The sequence below is a fragment of the Microbulbifer litoralis genome (genome assembly GCF_023634065.1).
Taxonomy (GTDB): Bacteria; Pseudomonadota; Gammaproteobacteria; order Pseudomonadales; family Cellvibrionaceae; genus Microbulbifer; species Microbulbifer litoralis.
Genome location: NZ_JALKCV010000009.1, coordinates 173,276 through 191,351 on the forward strand (window position 1 = coordinate 173,276; position 18,076 = coordinate 191,351).

The 18,076-nt window shown below is 61.7% G+C and carries 14 protein-coding genes; 8 read left to right on the top strand and 6 right to left on the bottom strand.

The features are described 5' to 3' along the window. Positions 1–25 precede the first annotated feature (25 nt). Positions 26–1,816, bottom strand: a complete 1,791-nt coding sequence (locus tag MWN76_RS14440) for a GMC oxidoreductase (protein WP_250462258.1) — start codon at positions 1,814–1,816, stop codon at positions 26–28. 374 nt (positions 1,817–2,190) lie between these two features. Between MWN76_RS14440 and MWN76_RS14445 the strand changes: the two genes are divergently transcribed. Next, positions 2,191–3,255 (top strand): DNA-binding protein, encoded by a 1,065-nt coding sequence (locus MWN76_RS14445; RefSeq protein ID WP_250462259.1) that lies wholly within the window; start codon positions 2,191–2,193, stop codon positions 3,253–3,255. A gap of 65 nt (positions 3,256–3,320) precedes the next feature. Here MWN76_RS14445 and zigA read toward each other — a convergent pair whose 3' ends face one another. After that, positions 3,321–4,514: a zinc metallochaperone GTPase ZigA gene (gene zigA / locus MWN76_RS14450; RefSeq protein ID WP_250462260.1), complete on the bottom strand. Its 1,194-nt coding sequence runs from the start codon at positions 4,512–4,514 to the stop codon at positions 3,321–3,323. Positions 4,515–4,688: 174 nt separating this feature from the next. Between zigA and MWN76_RS14455 the strand changes: the two genes are divergently transcribed. The 7 genes from MWN76_RS14455 (at position 4,689) to MWN76_RS14485 (ending at position 10,869) form a co-directional block, all read left to right on the top strand. Next, the gene (locus tag MWN76_RS14455) at positions 4,689–5,075 is read left to right on the top strand and encodes a MerC domain-containing protein (protein ID WP_250462261.1); all 387 of its coding nucleotides are present in this window, start codon (positions 4,689–4,691) and stop codon (positions 5,073–5,075) included. Beyond that, on the top strand, positions 5,062–5,577 hold the full coding sequence (locus MWN76_RS14460; protein ID WP_250462262.1) for a DUF2796 domain-containing protein: 516 nt from the start codon (positions 5,062–5,064) through the stop codon (positions 5,575–5,577). The genes MWN76_RS14455 and MWN76_RS14460 overlap by 14 nt, the downstream gene beginning before the upstream one ends. Before the next feature lie 3 nt (positions 5,578–5,580). Continuing rightward, on the top strand, positions 5,581–6,048 hold the full coding sequence (locus tag MWN76_RS14465) for a Fur family transcriptional regulator (protein ID WP_250462263.1): 468 nt from the start codon (positions 5,581–5,583) through the stop codon (positions 6,046–6,048). After that, positions 6,048–7,034, top strand: coding sequence for a CobW family GTP-binding protein (locus MWN76_RS14470; RefSeq protein WP_250462264.1), 987 nt, complete (start codon positions 6,048–6,050; stop codon positions 7,032–7,034). Before MWN76_RS14465 ends, MWN76_RS14470 begins: the two co-directional genes overlap by 1 nt. Positions 7,035–7,247: 213 nt before the next feature. Further along, the gene (locus tag MWN76_RS14475) at positions 7,248–8,018 is read left to right on the top strand and encodes an ABC transporter ATP-binding protein (RefSeq protein ID WP_250462265.1); all 771 of its coding nucleotides are present in this window, start codon (positions 7,248–7,250) and stop codon (positions 8,016–8,018) included. Continuing rightward, positions 8,015–9,445, top strand: a complete 1,431-nt coding sequence (locus MWN76_RS14480) for an ABC transporter permease (RefSeq protein WP_250462266.1) — start codon at positions 8,015–8,017, stop codon at positions 9,443–9,445. Before MWN76_RS14475 ends, MWN76_RS14480 begins: the two co-directional genes overlap by 4 nt. After that, a complete protein-coding gene (locus MWN76_RS14485; RefSeq protein ID WP_250462268.1) occupies positions 9,442–10,869 on the top strand; it encodes a DUF3526 domain-containing protein in 1,428 nt (475 codons plus the stop codon). Before MWN76_RS14480 ends, MWN76_RS14485 begins: the two co-directional genes overlap by 4 nt. Positions 10,870–11,162: 293 nt before the next feature. Here MWN76_RS14485 and MWN76_RS14490 read toward each other — a convergent pair whose 3' ends face one another. From MWN76_RS14490 to MWN76_RS14505, 4 genes are read right to left on the bottom strand one after another with little or no spacing between them, the layout of a single operon-like run. Beyond that, positions 11,163–11,471 (bottom strand): DUF2149 domain-containing protein, encoded by a 309-nt coding sequence (locus MWN76_RS14490; RefSeq protein ID WP_250462270.1) that lies wholly within the window; start codon positions 11,469–11,471, stop codon positions 11,163–11,165. A 1-nt stretch (position 11,472) separates the two neighbouring features. Further along, entirely contained in the window at positions 11,473–11,970 is a 498-nt protein-coding gene (locus MWN76_RS14495; RefSeq protein WP_250462272.1) for a MotA/TolQ/ExbB proton channel family protein, read from the bottom strand. Positions 11,971–11,973: 3 nt separating this feature from the next. After that, positions 11,974–15,864 carry a cobaltochelatase subunit CobN gene (cobN, locus tag MWN76_RS14500; RefSeq protein WP_250462275.1) on the bottom strand — a complete coding sequence of 1,297 codons (3,891 nt, stop codon included), beginning with the start codon at positions 15,862–15,864 and terminating at the stop codon, positions 11,974–11,976. Between the two features lie 10 nt (positions 15,865–15,874). Continuing rightward, complete coding sequence (locus MWN76_RS14505; RefSeq protein WP_250462277.1) at positions 15,875–17,791, bottom strand: TonB-dependent receptor domain-containing protein; 1,917 nt, start codon at positions 17,789–17,791, stop codon at positions 15,875–15,877. Positions 17,792–18,076 lie beyond the last annotated feature (285 nt).

An 18,076-nucleotide genomic window follows, 5' to 3' on the forward strand; every position in this document is an offset into this window, starting at 1 on the left:
CTTCTTCTGCTTCATCTTCACTGGATTATTCAGAAGACGCCTTAAAAGTGGCTTGGGTGCTCTGCTTACCGCTGCGGCAGATGATGCTGTGGAGATCACCGGTACCGGTGAGTTCGGATACCATTCCCGGCAATGGCTTGGAGAAGGTCACGGGAATCGTTTTTTCCGCGCGTTCACGGTTGAACACCGGAACCTTGGACCAGGCATATTCACTGAGAGCGAGAATGGTGAGGGAAGGGTTGACCCCCAGGTTGCCGGGGATCAGTGAGCCATCCATAACCCGCAGGTTCTGGTAACCGAATACAGCTCCGGTTTCGTCGACAACGCCATTTTCTGCGCTGGTGCCGATAGCCACGCCGCCCATCAGGTGTGCGGTGCTCGGCGCGCCGGACAAAACCTCGGTCACCACGTTACCGGCATCACCGCCACCGGCGGCTTCCACATAGTGGCGGGCGGCCTCGTGGGCCACCGGGAAATAGTTCGACAATGGAGAATCACCCGGCTCTTGCGTTACCCGCCAGCCGGAAGGCCACTTTCTGGACTTTACGTGTACAAAACTGTCTTTGGTCTGCATCACCAGGAAGATGATGCTGTTGCGTGATTTACCGATGGGGTTCAGCATCCGCAGGGTTTTGATCGGCTGACGAAGTATATTGATCAGCATGCTGATCTGGCGTGGAATTCTGCCGTTGCTTTCTGTAAGAGGCACTGCGCTCTGCAGGGCAAAGTTCAGGTCCCCGTAGCGCGGAAAGCGGTTGATCTCCATGCGTGTTTCATCATCCGGATCAAACATGCTGGTGATGGTAGGGCCATGGCAGATTTCTTGCGGCTTGCCCTCTGCGTCCGAAAATTTGCTGGTGGCGACGATCAGGGTTTCGGAATTGGTGCGCACCTGGCGGCCAAGCTGCTGGGAGATATTTGGCAGGGTGCGGTCCTTGTCGCGGGCCTTCATCAACAGCGGAATGGTGCCGAACACACCGCCGGAGACCACCACACCGCGGGTGCGCAGTTTGTAGGGTTTCTTGAACAGCAGAGCGGTAGAGCTCTGGATGGTCAGTTCGTATCCCGCGCTACCATCGCGAACGCCATTTTCATCCGGAAGCGGCTCGATCCTGGTCACTTCGCTTTCCGGGCGGATTTCCACCTCATTGCGTTCCGCAAACCAGAGGTAATTCTTTTCCAGAGTGTTCTTGGCATTGTGACGACACCCCATGGTACAGCCACCGCAATAAATGCAGTTGTTACGCTGTGGGCCTTCGCCGTCAAAGTAGGGGTCGCCGCGCTCTTTGCCGCTGCCATCCTTGGGGTCTTCCGCAAACAGCACGCCGGTATTGACTGACTGATAGGTCTCTTCGCGACCCATACGTCGCGCAGTCTCCAACAGCGCCTCGTCGGCCGCGTTGCTGTAAGGATTTTTGGTCACACCGATCATGCGCTGGGCAAGCCCGTAAAAGGGCATCAAGCGCTTCTTCCAGTCTCTGTGGACACGGGACCAGGGGGTGGATTCGAAGACTTCGTCTTTCGGAATCAGGTGAACGTTGGCGTAGACCAGAGATCCACCACCGACGCCGGCACCGTGAATGGCCGTAATCTTGCGGGTCATGGTCAGCTGGATATTGCCTGTCAGTCCCAGTTTGGGCGCCCACAGGAACTTCTTGAGGTTCCAGGAGTTGTTGGAGAAGTCCTTGTCTTTCCAGCGTTTGCCTTTCTCAAGCACCAATACATGGTGTCCTTTTTCACTCAGGCGCAGAGCGCTACAGGAACCGCCGAACCCAGATCCTATGACGATCTGGTCAAAATCAAACTTCTCACTCATCGCTGTACTCCTATTTGGCCATTCGGCATTTCTTATTCTTAATAGGCCTCATCGAGAATAGAGGAGAGAGGCCGCTGTGATTTGATATTTTTCGCCACTGAGGCGACTCCGTGACCATTGATCGTCAAAGGTAGTCGCCTGCGAATAGTCTCGACCGTCTGGTCGGAGGCGTGTGTGGGGTGAGGAGCTTAACGAGGTGCTACGAAAGCCAGTATCCAGTGAGACGTGGGAGATCCCGGTATCTCAAGTTATAGCCATCGATAAGTTTCATTATCGAAGGTTATATAAAGTGCTTCAAGTCGGGATTACAGCGACGGAAATAATGTTATATTACGTATCACGTAATACGTTACTAAAAAGTAAGGAGGCGGGAGATGGCGCGTACGGGGGTCACCTATCTGGAAATCGCACAAGCGGCGGAAACGATCAGGCAGCGCGGCGAGGAGCCAACCGTGGACAGGGTCCGCGCTGAACTGGGCACCGGCAGCAAAAGCACCATTGCGCCGCTGCTGAAGCGCTGGCGCGCCGGGGCGGAGGAGCAGGCGGATACCGACGGATTGCCTGCAGACCTGGTGGAGGCCCTGAAAGCCCTGTGCGAAAGGGTGGAAGGGGAGGCCGAGCGCAAAGTGAAGGAGACGCAGGAGCGCTTCGAGGCCGAATCAGAAAGCCGGCGGGCCGAGCTGGATCGGGAGCGGGCATCAGTTGCGGCGCTGGAGAAAGACCTGCGGGAGCGAGAGCACAGATTGCAGCTCTGTGGGGAAGAGAGCCGGAAACTGGAACAGGCGCTGCGCGAGTCGCAGGCGGCGCTGGCCCGGAGCGAATTCCAGCGGGAGCAGGGGGCCGAACGCATCGGCGAGCTGAAATCCGCCGCGGAAGAACTGAAACAGGAAAACCGCGATATCCGCGACCATTTCGAGCACTTCCAGCAGCGTACCGCCGACGACCGCCAGCAGGAGCGCGAGCAATTCCGGGCGGCCAATGAGCAGTTGCGGGCGCAGGTCGACAGTCTGTCCGGCCAGCTGTCCGAAAGCGGACGCAGGCTGGCGGACCGGGAGACGCTGTGCGAGCAGCGCGGAGCCGCCGTCGCGGCGCTGGAGAGCGAAAAGCAGCAACTACAGCAGCAAGTCTCCGCCTGCCGTTCCGAGTTGGAAGGGCTCTCCCGGCAGGCGGCCGCGCGGGGCGAGCAGCTCAGCGAAAAAACTGCCGAGATCACCGCTCTGCAGGACAGGGTATCCACCCTGTCCAACAGCAACACTTCCATCGGCAAAGAAGTGGAATGGTTGCGACGCTCGCTGGACAAGGCGGATTCCGAGCTGGAATCCGCCAGGGACAGGATAGAGGTGCTGGCCGATGAGCACCGCTTGGCGCTGCAGGAAAAAGCGGTGCTCCAGGGGCAGTTCAGGCAACTGGAGCGCTCCCTGGAGGAGCAAGGGCCGTAACGCTCTGTCGCGACAGTGGCGTGTAGGGCTAGTCGCCTGAACTGCGACAGCCACTCTGTCTGGGGTCAGTTCCAGCGGGGGAACGGGTCCGGCAATGAACGCCAGAGCGTCTCCCCGCCATCCATTTCCTCGCCGTTCAGCAGGCAGGCATCCAACTGGTGCTGCAGCCACTCGGGCGCCAGGTGCTGGCCGATAAAAACCAGCTCCTGGCGCCTGTCCCCGAAGGGCTCCTGCCAGTGGTCCAGAATATACTGCCGCTGCTCCGGGTTTTCCGGCCACTCTGCCAACGGCACTGAACTCCAGAAATAACCCGCGGCGCCGTGCTGGGCAATGCCCCCGGCCTGGCTCCAGGTACCGGCGTAATCCGGCCGGCTGGCCAGCCAGAAAAAGCCCTTTGAGCGCAGCAGCCGGCCGCTCAGGAAGGGGTCGGCGAAGAAATCGTGCAGCCTCTGTGGATGGAAGGGGCGGCGCGCCCGATAGGTGAAACTGCTGATGCCGTATTCCTCACTTTCCGGGATGTGTTCGCCGCGTATTTCCTTGAGCCAACCCGGTGCCAATTCCGCCTGCTCGAAATCGAACTTGCCGGTATTCAGTACTTTTTCGATCGGGATATTGCCCTTGACCACGGGATGGATCTCCGCGCGGGTGTTGAGGCTGCGCAGTACCGCCTCCAGCTCCGCGAGCTGCTCGGCATCGACCAGATCGGCCTTGCTGATCAGCAACATATCGCAGAACTCCACCTGCTCGACCAGCAGGTCGGCCACGTTGCGATCGTCCTCCTCGCCCAGGTATTCCCCGGTTTCCTTCAGGGAGCGGGCCTTGCGGTAGTCCCGCAGGAAGTTGGCCCCGTCGACAACTGTCACCATGGTGTCGAGCCTGGCGATCTCGGACAGCCCTTTGCCATCTTCGTCGGTAAAGGTGAAGGTTTCCGCCACCGGCAGCGGTTCGGAGATGCCGGTGGACTCGATCACCAGGCAGTCGAAGCGTCCCTCGCCGGCGAGGCGCGCAACTTCCACCAGCAGGTCCTCCCGCAGCGTGCAGCAGATGCAGCCATTGCTCATCTCCACCAGTTTTTCCTCGGTGCGGTTGAGGCGCACCTCGTTGTGAATCAGGCCGGCGTCGATATTTACCTCGCTCATATCGTTGACGATCACCGCCACCCGCAGGTCGGCGCGGTTGTTGAGAATCTGGTTCAGCAGCGTGGTCTTGCCGGCCCCCAGAAAGCCGGAAAGAACCGTTACTGGCAAGCGCTCTGACATCTTGGTGTCTCCTTGTTGTGACCTGTCGATAAGGCGGCATTGGTGGGCACACCGCATTGCAGGTCCGGCTGTCTTGATATGATATAATGTAACATAATAATATGGGAAGCGGCGCTGCAAACCGGGGCAACATCGGGCCACCGCTGTCGAACCTGAAACGGACCTGGAGGATTGATGATGAAAGACACTGCGGGAATGCTGATCTCCGGCCTGTGCCTGGTACATTGCCTGGCCACGCCGCTTTTGCTGGCCCTGGGCGGTGCCGGGGTACTGGGCACAGTGCTGGAGGGGGAGTTTTTTCACCTGGCGCTGCTGGGGCCGGTATTGCTGTTGGCCCTGTACAGTTTCCCGGCTGCCTGCCGCCACCACCGGCGCCCGGCAGTGATGATCTCGGGCCTTTCCGGCCTGCTGATACTCGTGCTGGCGCTGGGCCTGGAAGGCCGCTGGGAGCTGTTTGCCAGCGCGGTGGGAGCCTGCCTGTTGATCGGGGCCCACTGGAGGAATCGGCGCCTGCTGCAAGCCGGCGCTGCTGTCAGGGAGAGAGGCGATGCAACGGTTTAAGGTTGCTCTTCTTGTGTTTGGCCTGGGCTTCGCCGGGCTCGCTTCCGGCGATGGCGGCGCTCATGTGCACGGCCGTGCACAGCTGACAGTAGCCGCCGCCAGTGGGGAACTGCAGATCGGGTTTGAATCTCCGGCGGCCAACCTGGTGGGATTTGAGCATGCGCCGCGGGGCCCCTCACAGGTGGAAGCACTGGATCGGGCGGCCCGGGACCTGGCCGGCGCGAACCGCTTTCTGCGCTTCAGTGGTACTGATTGTCGGCTGCGGGAGGCCGGGGTGGAGGCGCCCCATAGCGGGGAGCAGGAGGCGCATCACCACAGGCATGCCAGCTTCCGTGCCAGCTACCGCTTCCAGTGTGATAATCTGGCGCAGCTCGACGGCGTCGCTGTGGCGCTGTTTACGAGCTTTCCCGGCATTCACGAGATCGCCGTGCAGTGGCTGGCCCCCGGGGGCCAGGGAGCCGCGTTGCTCACTGCGCAAGACAACGAACTGCAACTGAAATAGTCCATGAAAGCATCCCAGCTCAAACAGACCCTGGGCGCGGCGGAACAGAGCTGCCGCGCTTCCGGGGCCCGCCTGACCGAGAAGCGCAGGAATGTCCTGGCCGTGCTGCTGCGCGCGAAGACCCCGCTGTCCGCCTACGAGATCGCGGAGCAATACGGCCGTGATTATGGCGAGCCCATTCCGGCCATGTCCGTGTACCGGATGCTGGACTTCCTGGCCGACGAGAACCTGGCCCACAAGCTCAACTCGGAAAACAAGTACCTGGCCTGCGCCCATATCGCCTGCGATCACAGCCACGAGACACCGCAGTTCCTGATTTGCAGCCGCTGCAGCAAGGTGCGGGAAATCGGCATCAAGCCGGAGGTGATTGCCGCGCTGCGCGACACGGTGGAAGGCGCCGGCTACCATCTGCTGACCTCGCAACTGGAACTGGACTGCCTGTGTGACGAATGCGGGCGGAGCGCCGCCTAGTGCCGCAGCGGGAATCGATACGGGGGGTGCCGGCCAATGTGATCACCGGTTTCCTGGGTGTCGGCAAGACCACTGCCATCCGCCACCTGCTGGACAGCAGGCCGCTCGGCGAGCGCTGGGCGGTGCTGGTCAACGAGTTCGGCGAAGTGGGAATCGACGGTGGCCTGTTTGGTCCGGACAAAGACGGTGAAGTCTTTATCCGTGAAGTGCCCGGCGGCTGCATGTGCTGTGCCGCCGGCCTGCCCATGCAGGTAGCCCTGAACCAGTTGCTGGCCCGGGCCAGGCCCCAGCGGCTGCTGATTGAACCCACCGGGCTGGGCCATCCGCGGGAGGTGCTCGCAGCCCTGTCCGATACAGTGCGCGCCGGCGTACTGGACCTCCGTGCCACGCTCACACTGGTGGATGCGCGCAGTATCGGCGACGAACGCTACCTGCGCAGCGACACCTTCCGGCAGCAATTGGAAGTGGCTGACCTGGTGGTGGCCAACAAATCCGATCTGTACGGGGCGGGGGATCTGGAGAACCTGCGCCGCTACCTGGCGTTTCTGGACAAGCCGCTGCAAACAGTGGAGCGGGGCAGAATCCAGCCGGATTGGCTGCGCGCAGCCAGTGGTTTCGAGTTCCCGCAAGCCAGCGAACATCACGAGCACCCACCGCTTCCTATGGAAGAGGAACCGCTGCCGGAATGCGGTTACCGGCGCCGGGAAAACAGCGGCGAGGGCCATCACAGTTGTGGCTGGCGCTTCGATCCGGCGCTGGTATTCGACTATCAGAAACTCTTTTCCCTGATCAGTGGCATCGACGCGGAGCGGGTGAAAGGCGTATTCATTACTGAAGACGGCGTGTTTGGTTTCAACAAGGCGGATTCGGTGTTGAGTGTACTGGAGCTGGATGATGCACTGGACAGTCGGGTGGAGGCGATAGATCCCGCACGCCGGGACTGGGACGCACTCGAATCCGCGTGGCTGGGGGCTCTGTTACGGTAACCGCACTGAAGCCGATTGCGGCAGTTCGAGATCGATTTCCGCGCACCTGCATATCTGCAACTTCCCTGTAGATTCTAGAGCGTTGTCATGTGAAGCGATTGTCCGGCCCCGGCAACTCCGGGTTGGCTTACTTCTATTAAGATATGATATAACATTTCCATAGAGGCAATTGCAACAACTATGCGCTGATATGGAGAACAAAGGTGCAGAACCATGAATACTGAGCACACCACTTTCGCTCCGGACAAAAGGCCCCCGGCAGACGGTTCCGCGAATGTCCTCGAGGCCGCCGGGGTTTCCGCGAGCTATGGGCCTCGGACAATCCTGCAATCCCTCGATCTGGGCGTTCGCCCCGGTGAGGTCTATGCCTTGCTGGGCGCCAACGGTGCGGGCAAGACCACCACGCTGAGCCTGTTCCTGGGCTTTGTGGTGCCGGATGGCGGGCGGGTGCGGGTCAACGGCATCGACCCGGTTACCCGCGCCGGAGAGGCGCGCCGGCAACTGGCCTATATTCCGGAAAATGTCGCCTTCTACGAGCAGTTGAGTGCCCGCGAAAATGTCGCCTACCTGCTCGACCTGGCGGGGCAGGGCGCAGGGTCGGACAGGATCGATCGGGCACTGGCATCGGCGGGGCTGGATGCGACGGCCTTCGACCGCCGCGTGGGTGGTTTTTCCAAGGGCATGCGGCAGAAAGTGGCCATTGCACTGGCGCTTGCGCGGGAGGTGCCGGCGCTGTTGCTGGACGAACCCACCTCGGGCCTGGATCCCCAGGCCACATACGAGTTCAATCGTTTGTTGGGCCTGTTGCGCGAGAAGGGCATTGCCACACTGATGGTGACCCACGACCTGCTGGGGGCGTCGGAAGTGGCGGATCGTATCGGTTTCCTCGGCGCGGGGCAGCTGGAGGAGGAAGTCGCCGCTGAGGGCGCCGAGCGCTTTGATGTGCGCAGCCTGCACCGGCGCTATGCAGGGCGGGCCGCATGAGTGTCGTCGCGCGCATCGCCCGCGAGGAATGGCGATTACTGTTGCGCGACCGGGTAGCGGTGTCCGGGCTGCTGTTGCTGCTCCTGCTGACCCTGGTGGCCGTACTCAACGCCTACGAACACCAGCGCAGTGCCAGTGCCGAGCGGGCGCGCTACCAGGCGCAGGCCAACCGGGAATTTGAAACCCAGCCCGACCGCCATCCCCACCGGGTGGTGCACTTCGGGCATTTCCTGTTCCGCCCGCTCAACCCGCTGGCGGCTTTCGATCCGGGCATCAATGCCTACACCGGCAATACCCTGTTCCTGGAAGGGCACCGGCAGAACACTGCCAACTTCGGCGATGTGCGCCAGTCCTCGCTGCTGCTGCGCTTCGGGCAGCTGACGCCCGCTTTCATGTTGCAGGTACTGGCACCGCTGCTGCTGATTTTCGTCGGTCACGCCGCAGTGGCCCGCGAGCGGGAATCCGGCACGCTGCGCATACTGCTGGCGCAGGGTGTGGCCGGTCGGCAAATCGTGGCGGGCAAGCTGCTGGCGCTGTCCGGCTTCGCGGGGCTGGCGTTGTTGCCGGCACTGTTGGCGCTGGCCTGGCTCGCGGCCAGTGGCCGCGCGCCTTGGCCTCTGGCGCTGTTGCTGGCGGGGGCCTATATCGGCTGGCTGTTGCTGTGGTCGTTGCTGGTGGTGCTGGTCTCCAGCCAGTTCAAACGCGGTCGCGACGCGCTGCTGGCACTGTTGGCGGCCTGGGCCGTGCTGGTCATCCTGCTGCCGCGCTGGCTGCCGGACCTGGCGAATGCCAATGTGCCGCTGCCGACGCGTTTCGAAAACGCCATTCAGGTAGAGCGTGAGTACAAGGCCCTGGGTGATTCGCACAACCCCGACGATCCGCACTTCTCCGCTTTCCGCGAACGCGTGCTGGAAAAATATGGTGTGGAAAATGTGGAAGATCTGCCGGTCAACTACAAGGGGCTGCTGGCGATCGAGGGGGAGCGTTTGTCTAGCGAACTCTTCAATCGCTACGCCGACGCGCTGTTCGATCGGCAGGAGCGGCAGAATGCAATGGTCGACGACTTCGCCTGGCTGAGCCCGGCCCTGGCATTGCGGCGACTGTCGATGGCCGCAGCGGGTACGGACCAGGCAAATTTTCGGCGTTTCCTCGAACAGGGGGAAGACTACCGCTACGAACTGGTCCAGGGCCTGAACCGATTGCAGGCGGAAGAACTGGACTATGTCGACGATACCAATCCGGACAAGGAAAACCGCATATCCCACGCGCACTGGCAGAGCTTCCCCGAGTTTCACTACCGCGCCCCGACGGTTTCCGATGTGATGCACAGGGCGCTGCCCGTGGGCCTGGTACTGCTGTGCTGGCTGGCGGTCTTTACGGTACTGATGAGACTGGCCGGCAATCGCCTGGGGAGGGTGGCACAATGAAAGGGTTTTCCAATGAACTGCGCTTGATCCTGCGCTCGCGCCTGTCCACAAGCGCACTGCTGTTACTGCTGGTGCTGGCTGCGCTGGCGGTCTGGTCCGGCCTGGACCAGGTGGCGCATCAGCGCCAGACCATCGACAGGCTGGCAGTGTTGCACCAACAGGATGTCGCCGCCGTGGCCGACCGCTATGCGGACAGTGCTGACGCCGGCAGCCCCGCCTACTACACCTTTTACAACACCTGGGACCCACCGTCGGACACGGCCTTCATGGCGCTGGGCCTGCGCGATGTCGCGCCCTACGTGTTGCGTATCCGCGCCCTGGGGCTGCAGGCCCAGTTGTATGACGGTGAGACCTTCAATCCGGAGCTGGCACTGCCGGGCCGTTTCGATTTCGCCTTCGTGCTGATCTACCTGGCCCCGCTGTTTGCCATCGCGCTGTTGCACGACCTGGTATCGGCAGAGCGCCAGTCGGGGCGGCTGCGCCTGCTGCTCTCCATGCCCGGCGGCAGCCGCCTGTGGCGGCGGCGCGCCGCATTGCGCTACGGACTGCTCTTCGCCTGCCTGGCCCTGCCGCTGCTGGCGGGGGCGCTGATATCCGGCACAGCGCCGCTCGCGATCGCCATTGCGCTGGTGATCTCCGCCAGTTACCTGGCGTTCTGGGTGGGGCTGTCGCTGCTGATCGCCGCGCGCGGCTGGTCTTCGGTTGCCAATGCCAATGCCACTGTGCTGATGGGAAGTTGGGCATTGCTGACACTGCTACTGCCGACCCTGGCCAATATTGTCCTGAGCCGTGCCATTCCCGTACACCAGGGTGTGGACCTGATGCTGGCGCAGCGCGAGGCCGTGCACGGCGCCTGGGAAGTGCCCCGTGAGGAGACGATGCGCCGGTTTTTTGAAAGCCATCCCGAGTGGCGGGACACAGCACCACTACCCGACGGTTTCCATTGGAAATGGTATTTTGCCTTCCACCAGGTGGGCGACGAGAGTGTCGCGGAACAGGTGCGAGCCTACCGCGCGGGGCTGGAGGCGCGCCAACAGTGGACGGAGCGGCTCGGCTGGCTGTTGCCGGGCGTGGGCGCGCAGGCGGTCATTCACCGCGTCGCAGACACGGACCTGCCGGCCCAACTGGCCTACCGGGACCGGATCGAGGCCTTCCACCGCGAGATGCGCGATTTCTACTACGGCTACCTGTTCACCGACCGGGCTTTCGGCAGCAAGGGATTCGCCAGCCAGCCGACCTTTACGCCGCGTTCGCGGGAGCCCGTATCCTTCGGATACCAGGAGGCGGCAACCCTGCTGCTGAGCTGGCTGGTGTTCCTGTTCGGAATAGGGCGCCTCGGTGCATTGAAGCCAAACGGAAAGGCGCGCCCGGCCGGGCGCGCCGGGGCAGCCCTTCAGGGTGCTACGGCCGATGCCGCATTGTGATCACCGCTGGTGACGGGTTAACTCAAGTTTCGGGGGCCGCGGAACCTGTTTCGATACTGCCGAGCCATGGAGTGGCACCTTGTAGGAGCCAGCCCCGCTGGCGAATGAAGGTGCTGCCTTCGAGCACCGTTTTTTCGCCCGCCGGGCAGGCTCCTACGTAGCACAGCAGACGCAGTGCGCGATCAGGAGGCGCGACATCCCGATCTGAATTCCGGAACTTAAGCTATTATTAATATGTGCATAAGTAGCCCGGTAAACAAATAAATTTTCCGGGTCAATGGCCCGGTCCGAACTCACTCGGGCACATACACCATCTTGCCATCGGGAAGCTTGTAGGTGACCCCCGCCTTGATACCGTCACCTTCGCCGATGGTGCCATTGCTTTCGTAGCGGGTCAGCTCCTCGCCGTCCTTGATGGTTATCGTCATATTGTCCTCGCCCGGGTTCTCGACCACTACCACGTTTTCACTGGAGAAGGGGTTGAGCGGGTTCCTGACCACGATGATCAGCAGGATGACCGTGATCACCAGGAACAGGTCGATCAGGTTGACCACCGACAGGATGGGATCGTCATCGTCTTGTTCGAGAAAACGTCCGGCCATATCAATGCTCCCCCGTGTTGCCGGACTCGCTGGCGTGTTCGATCAGGAGCAACTCCTCGAACAGCCAGCGACGGCGGATATTCAGCACCACAAAACTGAGACTGGCGGCGATCAGTGCCAGGGTCACACCTGAAAAGGCGACGACCATATTGCTGCCGACGGAGGTGGTATCGTTTTCCGAAAGCGCGAGCAGGGCAGGGCCCATCGGGATCAGGGTGGCTACCAGTCCCAGCATGGGTGTTACCCGGGATGTGAGCCGCAGCAACTCGAGCCGCCGCATGATCCAGAGTTCGAGGTCGTCGCTGCGTATGCCTTCCCCGCTGGCATGGCGGCTGAGGCCGGATGCCAGCCGCCCCCTGCGGCGCAGGCCGGCCTCCGCCAGCAGGGCCCCCAGGGCATAGATGGTATAGGCCAGGGCGGCGACGATAAGCAGCAGGCACGGCACGAGAAATATGGCCGATACCTGGTATAAGACACTTTCCAGATTGTTGATGAACATCGCTTAATTCCACTGCATTTGGTAAAAGTTCTGCCGGTGGGAGAGGACCCGCGCGATACCGGTAGTGAAGCAGGCCAGCAGGAAAAACCAGGCCAGCCACAGTATCCAATTGGTATCGGGTTGCTGCTGCGCTTCCACTGATACCTGTTCCAGTATCTGTCCCTTCACCGGGTTTCCGGCCTGATCTTCCGGCTGGCCGGCCTGGTCTGCTGCGGCGGCAGCCAGTCCGAAGCCGGCCGCCTGCTGCCGGATGAATTCCACGGTTTTCTTCGCGCCGGTATCCGCGTCCAGTTCGTTGACCAGCGTCTGCCAGCGCTCGATCATTTCGCGCCGGGTCTCTGCGCTGGCATCCCAGTAGCCCTTGCGCACCGCCTCTATCATGCGCTCGATCAACTGCGCCTGGGCCGTGGCATTGTGCTCCGCAAACCATTCGTTCAGCCCGAGTTCCCGCCGGTCCATCACATAGGTCTCGTGTATCGACTGCCACTGATCGGCCCGCACCATATTCCGGTCCATGACCTGCCAGCCGAACAGGTTGTTGACCATCTTCAGCATCTGCACGGTGCCGGCATAGCCTTCGGCTTTCATACCTTCAATCCACTGCGGGTTCTGGTAGCGGGTACGGAGTTTGCTGCTGAGGAAAGCCTCGGCCCGGGTGATACTGGCGGTTTTTGAACGGGCGTCGGATACATACAGCTGCGGGTTTTCTCCCGACACCTTTTTCACGGCCGAAGAGAGGCCGCCGAGGTACTCGTAAGGATGGTCGGTGGACAGCAGGCCGTTCAGGTTGGAGGACCGGGATAGCAATACCGCATCCACACCCTGCAACTGGGATTCCAGCAAACCCAGCGCCTGCACCGGGGTTCCCCAGTCGCTATCGGTGTACATGTGGGACTGGCTTTGAATAAAGGTGTCGGCGAGCACGCTGTCGTCTTCCCAGTCCGTGGAATCCATGGCGACGTCGGTGACGCCGCTGCCATAGTCGCCCGGTGGATTGCTGAAGATTCTCGCGTGTGCGTAGCGGCTGGCCTCGGCGGCGGACAGCCCCCGTTCCCGCAGGGATAAAGCCAGGTGCTGGCTGTTGCGGGCAATCGGATTGCCATCGTCGGCTTCCCGCCGGGACAGCTCCGCGATGACCCGGGCCAGTTTCTTCATGACGCCGTCGAACTGGTCGCGGTAGACACTGGTCGCCTGAATGAGTGTGTCGATCCTGGGCCGATCGAGTTCCGACGCAGGGATAATCTCCAGCCCGACGACCCGGTCGCCGCGCCCCCACACCGGCCGCACCCCCAGTGCATGCATGATCTGCGCTTCGCCGAGCCCCAGGGTGCGGATGGTTTCCGAGGACCAGAGGGAAAATGCCAGCTTGTCCGGCCATTGGCCGCCGTGCTTTTCGCGGTAGTCCGTCACCAGTTCCCCGAAGGTTGTCTCGGCGGCGCGATAGGCTTCGCGGCTGGGAATCTTGTTGGGATCCAGTGCATACAGGTTGGTACCGCTGGTGGTCTGCGGATTGCGCACCGGGTCGCCGCCGGCGCCGGGCGCGACAAATTCGCCGCGCAATCCGGTCAACAACGACTCAATCTCGTTATCGCGCACCAGGGTTTCGTGATACGCCTGTGCCTTTGTCATCAGTTCGCGGAGGATGTCTGTTTCCGCCTCGGAAGGCGCTTTCTCTCCCCGCAGGTAGGGAGCGAGGTATTCATACGCCGGCTCCCTGAACAGCTCGTCGTAGCTTGCGGCAAAGATTTCGCTCAGGTCGAGATCCAGGGCCTGATAATAGTCGCTGCCCAGTTGCTGCATGACCGTTGCAATCCGGTGTTCGATCGCCGCCGGTTCGCCAAAGCGGTGCAGGCCAATGGGAGTGCTGCTTTTTGCCAGGCTGTGCAGGTGGTCGTGCAGCAGGGGAATAAAGGCATCGCTGCGCTGGCGGATTTCCTCCGCCGTCCAGCCCAGGTCGCGATGCAGGTTGTGCTCTTCCACCTTCGACAACATGCTGGCGCGCGTGGTGTCGCGCACGACGCCGCTTTCCAGCTGCAGGTAGCGGTGCATCAGGTCGTGGATATCGCGCAGCTCGTCGTAAAACCCGGACGGTGCGAACGGCGGTGTCTGGTGACTGATGACAGTGGCGCGGCCGCGCCTCTTGGCCTGCATTGCCTCGCCGATATTGTCCTGGATATAGGGGTAGAAAACCGGCACATTGCCCACCGCCAGGTTGGGGTAATCGTGGGCCCAGAGACCGCGATCCTTGCCTGGCGTCCACTCCTGGGTACCGTGTGTCCCCAGGTGAATCAATGCATCCGCGGCGAAGTTTTCACGGAGGTAGAGATAGGTCGCCAGGTAAAAGTGTCCCGGCGGCTGAAGCTGGTCGTGGGTACTTTGCCCGACCTGGTCGGCCCGGGGTGGTTGTGGCAATATGGCCAGCCTGCCCGCGCGCGCCAGGGGAATCACGAAGTGATTCTCGCCGTCGATACGGCGCACGCTCCAGTGATTTTCCGGCTTGCCCCAGGCCTGATCCACATTTTCCCCGATAGATGTCGGCAGCTTCTGCAGCCAGCGCAGGTAGGTGTCGACGGGTAGTGTGACAGCGAGGCCATCGGCCAGCAGCGCATCGAGCTTTTCCGGATGGGAGTAGGCGGACAACAGCCGTTGTGCCGTGGAGATGATCGCCCGCTCTTCCTGCGGATCTACGGCATATCCGCTGTCTTTCAGGCCGAGCAGGATATTCTCGATACTGCGCGGTACATTCAGGTTGGAGGCGGAGAGGTTCCTCTCGCCGCTGGGTGTATTCCAGAACAGCAATGCGATATTCAGCGCATCGCGTTTTGCGTCGCGCAGGCGGGCCATGGCCAGGAAACGGCCAACCAGCAGCTCCACCTGTTCGGGGATCATCTTCGGCACACCGTCTTCAACGGCGGTGAGCACCAGCGGGTCCGACATTCCCCAGCTCTCGGGAATCATCATCAGCGCTGCGGCCGAACCGGCGGACAATCCCCGGGTGGCGTCGCGCCATTCCCGAATACTGCCGCCGCGATAGTTGAGCCCCATCACCACCGGAATATCCAGGCGTTCCAGATCCTGCCGAAGCGGCTCACCCATCATATGGGTGGTGTTGACCAGCATGACCGGATCGGCATCGGCGATCAGCGGTGTCAGCGGCTGCGCCGCGTCTCGGTCATACCAGAACACCAGTGGAACAGCGCCGGCCTTTTCGACAGCCTGGATCAGGTAGTCGTAGGCGGCGGTTTCACCGTCGGACACGCTGCCGGACGACATCGCAACGGCGAGTACCGGTGCATCCTTTTTCCACCGCGCTTTTCCCCAGTCCAGGTAATCGGCGAGCCGCGCGAAATGTTCCGGTGCCTGCGGGTGATAGAAACCCGCATCGGGCAGGGGGCGGGGCGGGGGCACTGCCGACGTATCCCGGCCGTTCTGCCAGGCCCGGACAAACGCCATCATATGGCGAAAATTGGTTTCCCCACCGGCGCTGTAATAGGCCAGCAGCGGATGCATGATCCGCTGTGGCAGGTTTTCGCCGATTGGCCTGCCACCGCCGGCGGCCAGCCAGGGTGTGGATGTGGTTTCCAGCGCGCCGCTGACAAACTCCATCACCTGGGCGCGATCATTGCCCCGCGGGGTATCGATAATCACCAGGTCGGCGCGGGAGAACCAGGCCTTTGGCGTGCCGGGGGATTGCTCGATGGTATAACCCGTCAGCTCGATGCCGTAGGGCTGCCCGATTTCCCGCAGCAGGGAAATTTTCCCGGGTAGCACAAAGTCGTTGCTGACAACACCGACCCTGATCGGCTCAAGCTGTTTTTTGTCAGGCTGCGCAAAAGCGCTGCAGGCGGCAAGCCACCATATCAGCAGCCAGCCGCCCCTGTTAAGTCTTGCCATGGGTGCTACCTCAGAATGTCGCTGTCAGGCCCAGTCGGATTTCGCGGCCGGGCTCGGCCAGGCTGTATTGGTCCGAGATTTCCAGCAGTCGCTCGTCGAGCAGGTTTTCGATGCCGCCGTACAGGGTCAGGAAACGGGTCAGCTCGACGCTCATATCCAGATGGTGCAGGTTGTATCTCGGGGCATAGCGGTCGGCGCCGACATATTGCTTGCCGACAAACTCGGCCCGCCAGCGCAGCTGTGTCGACTCGAGCGGGGACCAGGCCAGGATCAGGTTGCTGCGGTACTGGGGTCGGTTTTCCAGTGGCTCGTTGCTGCCCAGGTCTTCGGTTTCCAGGAAGGTATGGTTGACGTCGAGGCGGAGTGAGTCGGTCAGGTTGCGGCTGACTTCCAGCTCGAACCCGCGTATCTGCGATTCGCTGACATTCTGGTAACTGCGCCGCTCGCGGCCGCGGATTCCGCAGTCGACATAGCACAGGGTCTGCACAAGATCGTCCAGTTGGTTCTCGTAGATCCGGGCGGTCATCGCCCAGGTATCCGCGGCGTATTCCGCGCTCATTTCATAGGTTCTGGAGCGCTCCGGATCCAGGTCCGGATTGCCTTCCACCCAGAAGCGTCCGCCGGCGGCCAGTACCTGGTAGTCCCCCGACAGTTCCGTCAGGGACGGCGCCCGGAAGCCTTCGCCGTATCCACCCTTCAGCGTCCAGGCATTATTCAGGTTGTAGACGGCGTACAGGCGGGGATTCACCTCGCTGCCGTACGTCTCGTGATTGTCCACGCCGACGCCGGAGACGATTTTCAGGGGGGCCGTCAGCTGCCATTCATCCTGCAGGAACAGGCTTTGATGGGTCGCGGAGGACTCGCCATCGGTTGATGCCAGTGTGTCGACCAGCTTTTCCTCGCGCAACTGGCCGCCGACGCTGACGAGATGTGCCCGGTGCAGTGACAGGCCGACGTAGCCATCGATAATCCGGTCCTGCACCTCCTGGGGCCGTGTGGCTTCTACGCCGTTAGTGCGGATGTTTTCCCTCTTCAGGTCCGCCTGGTAGGCATTGAGCCGCGCCTGCCCCCACCGCCAGTCACCCCGATACGAAAGACCGTATTGCTGGCGTTCGATCTCGTCGATGGAGGTGTAACTGCCGGCGCGGGCGGCGACGTCGCGCGCTCTCTCGTCGTCGTTCCTGCTGTAGGTAAACTGCACTTTCTGGCCGGCGGCGGGTGTCCACAGCAGGGAGCCCTGGGCGGCCCGGGATTCCCGCTGCTCGATTTCGGAGACGGCTTCGTCTTCCTCCATGGGCAGGTTGTCGCGATTGAAAAACTGCCCCGCCAGAGTAAATGCCAGGGTGTCGCTGATAGGACCCGATTGATAGAAAGAGGCCTTGTTGGAACCGCCTGCGCTGGACTCATCCAGCTGCGAGACGGACGCCGACAGCTCGCCGTAATACGCATCGCCGGGATCGCGGGTAATGATATTTACCACACCTCCCAACGCATTGGCGCCGTACAGCGAGGACATGGGCCCGCGCACCACTTCGACACGTTCGATCGCCGACTGGGGAAGCCAGCTCAGCTCGTAGTCCGAGTGCGCCATCACGCTGTTGCTGGAGCTGATGCGGCGGCCGTCGATCAGGTACAGGGTGTGCTCGACCGGCATACCGCGGATACTGATACCGCGCCGGGTCTGTCCCACGGAGGTGACGTTCAGCCCCGCCTCGGCGGTGAGCGCGTCGGCCAGGTCGTCGGCATCGATCTGGCTCAGTTCCTCCGCGGTAACCACGGAAATGCTGGCCGGCGCCTCCCGCAGGGTGGTTTCCTGGCGGCTGGCCGTTACGACGATATTTTCCAGCCTGGTGCCTTCGGCGGCGACGGCGTTAAAACTCAGGATGGAAAAGCTGGCGGTTAACAACAGGAATTTTGGTGCGTTCATAATTTATACATTCGTGACAGGTTGTTGTGTCGATAAACAAGACAGAACCCGGGTTGCTTGATCCGGATTGCGGGTGCGTTATTTTTTCTGGGGCTGGTTCCGGGAAGAGTTCTGCCGGAAAAGATATGATGCAACATATCTTGTGTATCGCGCAATACGATCACACAACAGAATCGATCGAGTGACCCGTTTTTAGCGGGGAAATGCCATTGCAGGCGGGGGGTTGAAACGGGCCGGGGTAGGGGGGGGGCCGGCCCGGGGGGGCGGCCAAAGGGTGGTTAAAAT

Coding starts and splice junctions, on each gene's coding strand:
- MWN76_RS14490 (WP_250462270.1), bottom strand. CDS start 11,471: ATGGCCGGACGTTTTCTCGAACAAGACGATGACGATCCCATCCTGTCG.
- MWN76_RS14495 (WP_250462272.1), bottom strand. CDS start 11,970: ATGTTCATCAACAATCTGGAAAGTGTCTTATACCAGGTATCGGCCATA.
- MWN76_RS14455 (WP_250462261.1), top strand. CDS start 4,689: ATGATGAAAGACACTGCGGGAATGCTGATCTCCGGCCTGTGCCTGGTA.
- MWN76_RS14480 (WP_250462266.1), top strand. CDS start 8,015: ATGAGTGTCGTCGCGCGCATCGCCCGCGAGGAATGGCGATTACTGTTG.
- MWN76_RS14445 (WP_250462259.1), top strand. CDS start 2,191: ATGGCGCGTACGGGGGTCACCTATCTGGAAATCGCACAAGCGGCGGAA.
- cobN (WP_250462275.1), bottom strand. CDS start 15,864: ATGGCAAGACTTAACAGGGGCGGCTGGCTGCTGATATGGTGGCTTGCC.
- MWN76_RS14485 (WP_250462268.1), top strand. CDS start 9,442: ATGAAAGGGTTTTCCAATGAACTGCGCTTGATCCTGCGCTCGCGCCTG.
- MWN76_RS14465 (WP_250462263.1), top strand. CDS start 5,581: ATGAAAGCATCCCAGCTCAAACAGACCCTGGGCGCGGCGGAACAGAGC.
- zigA (WP_250462260.1), bottom strand. CDS start 4,514: ATGTCAGAGCGCTTGCCAGTAACGGTTCTTTCCGGCTTTCTGGGGGCC.
- MWN76_RS14505 (WP_250462277.1), bottom strand. CDS start 17,791: ATGAACGCACCAAAATTCCTGTTGTTAACCGCCAGCTTTTCCATCCTG.
- MWN76_RS14460 (WP_250462262.1), top strand. CDS start 5,062: ATGCAACGGTTTAAGGTTGCTCTTCTTGTGTTTGGCCTGGGCTTCGCC.
- MWN76_RS14475 (WP_250462265.1), top strand. CDS start 7,248: ATGAATACTGAGCACACCACTTTCGCTCCGGACAAAAGGCCCCCGGCA.
- MWN76_RS14440 (WP_250462258.1), bottom strand. CDS start 1,816: ATGAGTGAGAAGTTTGATTTTGACCAGATCGTCATAGGATCTGGGTTC.